Source organism: Micromonospora sp. NPDC092111, from assembly GCF_044755745.1.
In the GTDB taxonomy this organism is placed as follows: domain Bacteria; phylum Actinomycetota; class Actinomycetes; order Mycobacteriales; family Micromonosporaceae; genus Micromonospora.
Window position 1 is genome coordinate 112,119 of the sequence record NZ_JBIVRQ010000011.1, and the last position, 6,821, is coordinate 118,939.

Sequence of the window (6,821 nt, forward strand, 5' to 3'; positions counted from 1 at the left end):
TGGGCCGGGCCGGGCCCTGGGTGGCGTCGACCGGGGACCGGACACATAGCGGGTGGCCGGGTGGTGGGTCGCCGCACCATGGACCGGTCCGGGTACCCGTGGCAGCATGCCCCGGATGGAGATCGCGCAGCGGACCGTGACCGCCAACGGCATCAGCCAACGGGTCCGGGTGGCCGGGCCGCCGGACGGCGTACCGGTGCTGTTGGTGCACGGCAACGGCTCGTCCTCGGCCTTCTGGGAACCACTGCTGCGGCGGCTTCCGGCGACGCTCCGGCTGGTCGCACCCGACCTGCGCGGCTACGGGGGGACGCAGACCGCCCCGGTCGACGCGGGCCGGGGGCTGGCCGACTTCGCCGACGACCTGGCCGCCCTGCTCGACGCCCCGGGACTCTTCGCCCCCGGGGCCCGACCAGTGGTGGTCGGGCACTCCCTGGGCGGGGGAGTGGCGATGCGCCTGCTGGTCGACCGGCCCGACCGGGTGCCCGGGCTGCTGCTGGAGGCCCCGGTCTCCCCGTACGGCTTCGGCGGCACCCGGGACCTGGCCGGCACCCCGACCACCCCCGACTTCGCCGGCACCGGGGCGGGCAGCGTCAACGCCGACTTCGTGGCCCGGCTGGCTGCCGGTGACCGGAGCGCGGACGCGCCGACCAGCCCCCGCACCGTGCTGCGGACCGCCTACGTGGCCGACCCGGCCGGCATCGCCGACGACGAGGAGCTGCTGCTGGACAGCCTGCTCTCCACCGCCACCGGCGACGACAACTACCCTGGCACGGCGGTGGCCTCGCCGCACTGGCCGGGCACCGCACCGGGCGACCGGGGAGTGCTCAACGCGCTCGCCCCGGCCCACTTCCGGATCGCCGACGAGCTGGTCGCCGTCGAGGTCAAGCCGCCGGTCACCTGGGTACGCGGCGAGGCCGACGTGATCGTCTCCGACACCTCGCTGTTCGACCTGGCGTACCTGGGGTCGCTGGGCGTGGTGCCCGGCTGGCCGGGGGAGCAGGCGTGCCCGCCACAGCCGATGATCGGCCAGACCCGGGCGGTGCTGGAGCGGTACGCCGCCGCCGGTGGCAGCTACCGGGAGGTCGCCCTGCCGGGCTGCGGGCACAGCCCACACCTGGAACGCCCGGCCGAGTTCGTCGCCGAACTGCTGGCCCTGACGGGAACCACGCTGACCGCCTGACCGGGGCGGCGGCACCGGCCCGATCGGGGCCACCGCGACGGCCTGACCGGGTCCCGGTGACCGTCCGGCCGGGCTGCGGCGAGGGCGTGATGGAGGCGGTGAAGGGCAGCCGGAGCAGGGGCCGTCACGGCGTCCTGGGCGTGGTGCGTGAAATATCCCACGGCGTCTCGACAACACAGCGTCACGTGGCAGACTCCGGCGCATAACCTTAGCGGCCGTTCATGTCGGCGGCGGAGTCAACCAGGGGAGGCCGGTCGTGGCGCGCGAGTTCACCAGAGTGGGTGTGGTGGGTCTGGGCACCATGGGTGCCGGCATCGTCGAGGTGTTCGCCCGCAACGGTGTCGACGTCGTCGCGGTGGAGATCTCCGAGGCGGCCCTGGAGCGCGGCCGGGCCACCCTGAAGGGCTCGACCGACCGGGCGGTGGCGAAGGGCAAGCTCGCCGAGGTCGACCGGGACGCCCTGCACTCCCGGGTCGACTTCCAGGTGGGGCTGGGCGCGCTGCACTCGGTGGACCTGGTGATCGAGGCGGTCCCCGAGCACCTCGACCTGAAGCAGCGGATCTTCGCCGAGCTGGACCGGGTCTGCAAGCCCGAGGCGATCCTGGCCACCAACACCTCGTCGCTGAGCGTCACCGAGATCTCGGTCGCCACCGGCCGGCCCAACCAGGTCATCGGCATCCACTTCTTCAACCCGGCCCCGGTGATGAAGCTGGTCGAGGTGGTCCGCACGGTGGTCACCTCCGCCGACGTGGTCGCCGACGTCGAGGCGCTCTGCAACCGGCTCGGCAAGGTCGACGTCACCATCAACGACCGGGCCGGCTTCATCGCCAACGCGCTGCTCTTCGGCTACCTCAACCACGCGGTGAGCATGGTCGAGGCCCGGTACGCCAGCCGGGAGGACATCGACGCGGCGATGAAGCTGGGCTGCGGGCTGCCGATGGGCCCGCTGGCCCTGATGGACCTGATCGGCCTGGACACCGCGTACGAGATCCTGGACACCATGTACCGGCGCGGTGGGCGGGACCGCCGGCACGCCCCGGTGCCGCTGATCAAGCAGATGGTCACCGCCGGTCTGCTCGGCCGCAAGTCCGGCCGGGGCTTCTACACCTACGAGCGGCCGGGTTCCCCGGTGGTCGTACCCGATGACCAGACGCCGGCCACGACGGAGTCGGCGCCCGCCGACGGCACGCGCGGGATCTTTGCCGAGGTCGGCATCGGGAGCGCGAGGAGTGAGCTGGCGAGCCCCGCAGTCCTGACCAAGGTCGGCATCGGGAGCGCGAGGAGTGAGCTGGCGAGCCCCGCAGTCCTGACCAAGGTCGGCATCGGGAGCGCGAGGAGTGAGCTTGCGAGCCCCGCAGTCGTGACCAAGGTCGGCATCGTCGGCTCGGGGACGATGGCGACCGGCATCATCGAGGTGTTCGCCAAGGCCGGCTACGAGGTGGTCTCGGTGACCCGGGGTGCGGAGAAGTCCGCCAGGGTCTTCGAGGCGGTCAAGACCTCGCTCAACAAGGGCGTGGTACGCGGCAAGGTCAGCGAGGCCGACCGGGACGCCGCGCTGGGCCGGATCAACTGGTCCGCCACCCTGGAGCACCTGGCCGACGTCGACCTGGTGGTGGAGGCGGTGGTCGAGGAGTTGAGCGTCAAGAAGGCCCTCTTCGCCAGCCTCGACGAGATCTGCAAGCCGGGCGTGGTGCTGGCGACCACCACCTCCTCGCTGCCGGTGATCGACGTGGCGATGGCGACCCAGCGCCCGGCCGACGTGATCGGCCTGCACTTCTTCAACCCCGCGCCGGTCATGCCGCTGGTCGAGGTGGTGCGCACCATTCGTACCTCGGCGGAGACCACCGCCACCGCCCGGGCGGTCTGCGCGGCGCTCGGCAAGACCGGGGTGGTCTGCGGCGACCGGTCCGGGTTCATCGTCAACGCGCTGCTCTTCCCGTACCTGAACGACGCGGTGCGGATGCTGGAGGCCAGCTACTCCACGGCCGACGACATCGACCACGCGATGAAGCTGGGCTGCGGCTACCCGATGGGCCCGTTCGAACTGCTCGACGTGGTCGGCCTGGACGTCGCGCTGGCCATCCAGCGGGAGCTGTACCTGGCGCTGCGCGAGCCCGGCTTCGCCCCCGCGCCGCTGCTGGAACACCTGGTCACCGCCGGCTACCTGGGCCGCAAGAGCGGCCGGGGCTTCCGCGACCACACCAGTCGCTGATCCGGGTCAACGGCGGACGCCGGTGACGGCGTCTTGAGGGTGTGACCTTCGAGGAGTACGTCAGCAGTCGCGGGCCGGCGCTCGTCCGGCTGGCCCGGCTGCTGACCGGTGACGCGCATCGGGCCGAGGACCTCACCCAGGACGTGCTGGCGCGCGCCTACCTGCACTGGCGGAGCATCGCCCGCACCGACCGCCCCGACGTGTACGTGCGCCGGATGCTGGTCAACGCCAACCGGTCCTGGTGGCGGCGGCGGTCCAACCGTGAGCTGGTGGTGGACGGCTTCGTCGAGCGTGCCGGGCGCGGGGACCTCGGTGGCGAGGCCGCCGACCGGGACGAGTTGTGGCGGCTGATCCTCCGGCTGCCCGACCGCCAGCGGGCGGTGCTGGTGCTGCGCTACTACGAGGACCTCGACGACGCGACCATCGCCCAGATCCTGGACTGCTCGCCGGTCACCGTCCGCACCCACGCGATGCGGGCGCTCGCCCACCTCCGGGAGCGCCTCGGCGTCCCGACGACGAACGGGAGCCGGTCGTGACCGACCTGGACCAGCGAATCACCGACGCACTGCGGGAACGCGCCGAGGGCGCGGTCGACACCCGCCGGCTGACCGCCCGCGCGGTGGCCGGCGGCCGGGCCAGGCGGCGTCGGCGGCGGATGGGCGCGGGCGTGGCGCTCGGGCTGACGGCCGTACTCGGCCTCGGGACGCTCGCCGGCCTGCCGGGCAGCGGGCGGGGAACCGTCCTGCCAGGGCTGCCGGGGGCCGGGCCGAAGCAGGTGGCCCCCGGGGTGGTTGCCGCGCCACCCCGGGTGGCCGGGGTGGCCGGGGCGGCAACCCGCCCCGACCTGGTCGGCACCGATCCCGGGCTGTTGCACTTCGGCGTCGACCCGGTGCGGGCCCGCCTGCTCACCTGGCGTACCGGCCGGGGGGTCGAGGGGGGTCGGCTGGAGCTGCCCGGCGGGCGGGTGGTCGCCGTGGACCTCGGCACCGAGGTGGCCGCCGTCGAGGACTCGGCGCACGACGGGATGGCCTACCCGGCCCGGCCCGCCACCGCTGCCGACTTCGACGGACGGGTACGGCAGGTGCCGCCGGGCGGGCCGGGCGGGCAGCCGGGCTGGTTCCTGCGCTGGCAGCCGGTGCCGGGCCTGTACGCCCGGGTGCACACCGTGGCCACCGACGACGCCGACCTCCGCGAGGCGGTCGCCGCGCTACGGCTGGACGAGGCGCACCGGTGCGCGTCGCCGCTGCGGCTGACCGCGCTGCCGCCGGCCGCCCGGCTGGCCACCTGCGAGGTCAACGTGATCGGCTTCCCCGGCTCGCTGGACGTCCGCCTCACCGTCAGCCGGTCTCCCGATCAGCAGCTTGAGGTGCGGTTGGAGTACCGCAGCGGGATCGCCGGCAGCCGTACCGAGGGGAACCGGACGATCAACGGCAGAGCGGCCTACCTGTATCCGCAGGGGGGCGAGCTGGAACTGCTCGGGCTGGAGAAGGCCCACCTCGTCGCCCGGTTCGGCTGGCCGTACGAGGGATTCACCGACGACGACGCGGCGACGGTGCTCGGCGGGGCGGTGGTGGCGACCGACCTCACCCGGCCGGAGACCTGGAACTGACCGTAACCTTGGGTGGGTGAGCCCCCGTCGCAACCGTCCCCGCCGCGAGGACACCACCCACCTGGACTCGGACCGGGCCCGTCACGGCGTGGAGTCGGTGCAGCAGTGGCGCGACGGTGAGTGGCAGGTACGCGGGATCAGCGGCGGTGCGTCGACCAAGACGTACCGCTGCCCCGGCTGTGACCAGGAGATCAAGCCCGGCGTGGCGCACCTGGTGGCCTGGCCGGCCGACGGCGCGGGCGACCTCACCGACCGTCGGCACTGGCACAGCGGCTGCTGGCGGGCCCGGGACCGGCGCGGGCCGAACCTGCTGCGTGGTCGCGGGGCTCCGAGGTACGGCTGAGCGATCTGGGTCACCCTGTTTCCGCCCGGGCGAGCGACGGCGGCGAGTTCGGGCCAGACTTGGGCGGTGAGCACACCGATCCGCGCCTCGTCGATCCTGCCCGGCCGCCGGGAGGACATCGAGCTGCACACCGCCGACGGGCTGCGGCTCGTCGGTGAGCTGGCCCGGCCGCTGGACCGGGAGCCGGTGGGCACCCTGGTCTGCCTGCACCCGCTGCCCACCCACGGCGGGATGATGGACAGCCACGTCTTCCGCAAGGCCGCCTGGCGGCTGCCCGCCCTGGCCGACCTGGCGGTGCTCCGGTTCAACACCCGGGGCACCAGCAGCGTCCGTGGCACCAGCGAGGGGGCCTTCGACAACGCGGTGGGGGAGCGGTTCGACGTCGCCGCCGCGATCGAGTACGCCGAGTTCCACGAGCTGCCGAACATCTGGCTGGTCGGCTGGTCGTTCGGCACCGACCTGACCCTCAAGTACGGCTGCGACCCGGCGGTGGCCGGGGCGATCCTGCTCTCCCCGCCGCTGCGCTTCTCCGCGCCCGCCGACCTGGAGGTCTGGGCCACGTCGGGTAGGCCGCTCACCGCGCTGGTGCCCGAGTTCGACGACTACCTGCGCCCCGACGAGGCGCGGGACCGCTTCGCGGCGGTGCCGCAGGCCGAGGTGGTCGGCGTGCCGGGGGCCAAGCACCTGTGGGTGGGCGACGCCGAGCGGGTGCTCGACGAGATCGTCGAGCGGGTCAACCCGACCGTTGCGCTGCCGCTGCCGACCACCTGGGACGGCCCGGTGGAGACCGGCGACGTCAGCGCGTACGCCGACCGTACGGTCGCCTCCTTCGCCGACACGCCCGTGCCGGGGCCGCGCGCCGACTGAGCCGGCTCAGCTCACGAAGAAGCCCCCGGTGTCGTACCGGGGGCTTCGTCGTGGCGGTTCAGGACTGCTTGGCGAAGGTCACGAACGACTGCCAGGTGGTCGGCGGGAAGGCCAGGACGGGGCCGTCCGGGTCCTTGCTGTCCCGTACGGCCACCACGCCGGGCAGGTTGTCGGCCACCTCGACGCAGTCGCCCTGGTTTCCGCTGCTTCGGGTGCTCTTGCGCCACTTGGCATCGCTCAGGTCCATGACATTCACGATCTAGCCCACGGGGCCGGTGTGCTTGGCCAGGTTGACGAATGCCTGCCAGGTCTCGGGGGTGAAGTGGAGGGTGCCGCCTTCCCGGTCCTTCGTGTCGCGGACCAGCACGACGTCGGGGATGTTGTCGGCCACCTCGACGCAGGACCCGCCGTTGCCGCCGGACTTCGTCGACTTCCGCCACTGCGGGGTCATCATGCCCATGACGCTCACGATCTAGCCCACGGGGCCGGTGTGCTTGGCCAGGTTGACGAACGCCTGCCAGGTCTCGGGGGTGAAGTGGAGGGTGCCGCCTTCCCGGTCCTTCGTGTCGCGGACCAGCACGACGTCGGGGATGTTGTCGGCCACCTCACG

At 73.2% G+C, this 6,821-nt stretch carries 8 protein-coding genes and 2 pseudogenes; 7 read left to right on the top strand and 3 right to left on the bottom strand.

Going from position 1 to position 6,821, the window contains the following annotated elements; translation table 11 throughout:
* Positions 1–115: 115 nt before the first annotated feature.
* The 7 genes and pseudogenes from ACIQG9_RS21140 (at position 116) to ACIQG9_RS21170 (ending at position 6,211) form a co-directional block, all read left to right on the top strand.
* Positions 116–1,180 (top strand): alpha/beta fold hydrolase, encoded by a 1,065-nt coding sequence (locus tag ACIQG9_RS21140; RefSeq protein WP_400404890.1) that lies wholly within the window; start codon positions 116–118, stop codon positions 1,178–1,180.
* A 256-nt stretch (positions 1,181–1,436) separates the two neighbouring features.
* Positions 1,437–2,378, top strand: a pseudogene (locus ACIQG9_RS21145) (3-hydroxyacyl-CoA dehydrogenase family protein); the annotation flags it as partial.
* 165 nt (positions 2,379–2,543) lie between these two features.
* Positions 2,544–3,392, top strand: a pseudogene (locus ACIQG9_RS21150) (3-hydroxyacyl-CoA dehydrogenase family protein); the annotation flags it as partial.
* A gap of 41 nt (positions 3,393–3,433) precedes the next feature.
* A complete protein-coding gene (locus ACIQG9_RS21155; protein ID WP_400404892.1) occupies positions 3,434–3,928 on the top strand; it encodes a SigE family RNA polymerase sigma factor in 495 nt (164 codons plus the stop codon).
* Positions 3,925–5,001 (top strand): hypothetical protein, encoded by a 1,077-nt coding sequence (locus ACIQG9_RS21160; RefSeq protein ID WP_400404895.1) that lies wholly within the window; start codon positions 3,925–3,927, stop codon positions 4,999–5,001. The genes ACIQG9_RS21155 and ACIQG9_RS21160 overlap by 4 nt, the downstream gene beginning before the upstream one ends.
* Positions 5,002–5,017: 16 nt before the next feature.
* Entirely contained in the window at positions 5,018–5,344 is a 327-nt protein-coding gene (locus ACIQG9_RS21165) for a hypothetical protein (RefSeq protein WP_400404898.1), read from the top strand.
* Between the two features lie 66 nt (positions 5,345–5,410).
* A complete protein-coding gene (locus ACIQG9_RS21170; protein ID WP_400404900.1) occupies positions 5,411–6,211 on the top strand; it encodes an alpha/beta hydrolase in 801 nt (266 codons plus the stop codon).
* 58 nt (positions 6,212–6,269) lie between these two features.
* Here the strand turns inward: ACIQG9_RS21170 and ACIQG9_RS21175 are convergent, their stop codons facing one another.
* From ACIQG9_RS21175 to ACIQG9_RS21185, 3 genes are read right to left on the bottom strand one after another with little or no spacing between them, the layout of a single operon-like run.
* A complete protein-coding gene (locus ACIQG9_RS21175) occupies positions 6,270–6,458 on the bottom strand; it encodes a DUF397 domain-containing protein (protein ID WP_400404903.1) in 189 nt (62 codons plus the stop codon).
* 12 nt (positions 6,459–6,470) lie between these two features.
* On the bottom strand, positions 6,471–6,665 hold the full coding sequence (locus ACIQG9_RS21180; RefSeq protein WP_400405188.1) for a DUF397 domain-containing protein: 195 nt from the start codon (positions 6,663–6,665) through the stop codon (positions 6,471–6,473).
* Between the two features lie 18 nt (positions 6,666–6,683).
* Positions 6,684–6,815, bottom strand: a complete 132-nt coding sequence (locus ACIQG9_RS21185; RefSeq protein ID WP_400405191.1) for a DUF397 domain-containing protein — start codon at positions 6,813–6,815, stop codon at positions 6,684–6,686.
* Positions 6,816–6,821: the final 6 nt, after the last annotated feature.

Excerpts from the sequence above, each read along its gene's own strand:
- ACIQG9_RS21180 (WP_400405188.1), bottom strand. The coding sequence starts at position 6,665 with ATGATGACCCCGCAGTGGCGGAAGTCGACGAAGTCCGGCGGCAACGGC.
- ACIQG9_RS21140 (WP_400404890.1), top strand. The coding sequence starts at position 116 with ATGGAGATCGCGCAGCGGACCGTGACCGCCAACGGCATCAGCCAACGG.
- ACIQG9_RS21175 (WP_400404903.1), bottom strand. The coding sequence starts at position 6,458 with ATGGACCTGAGCGATGCCAAGTGGCGCAAGAGCACCCGAAGCAGCGGA.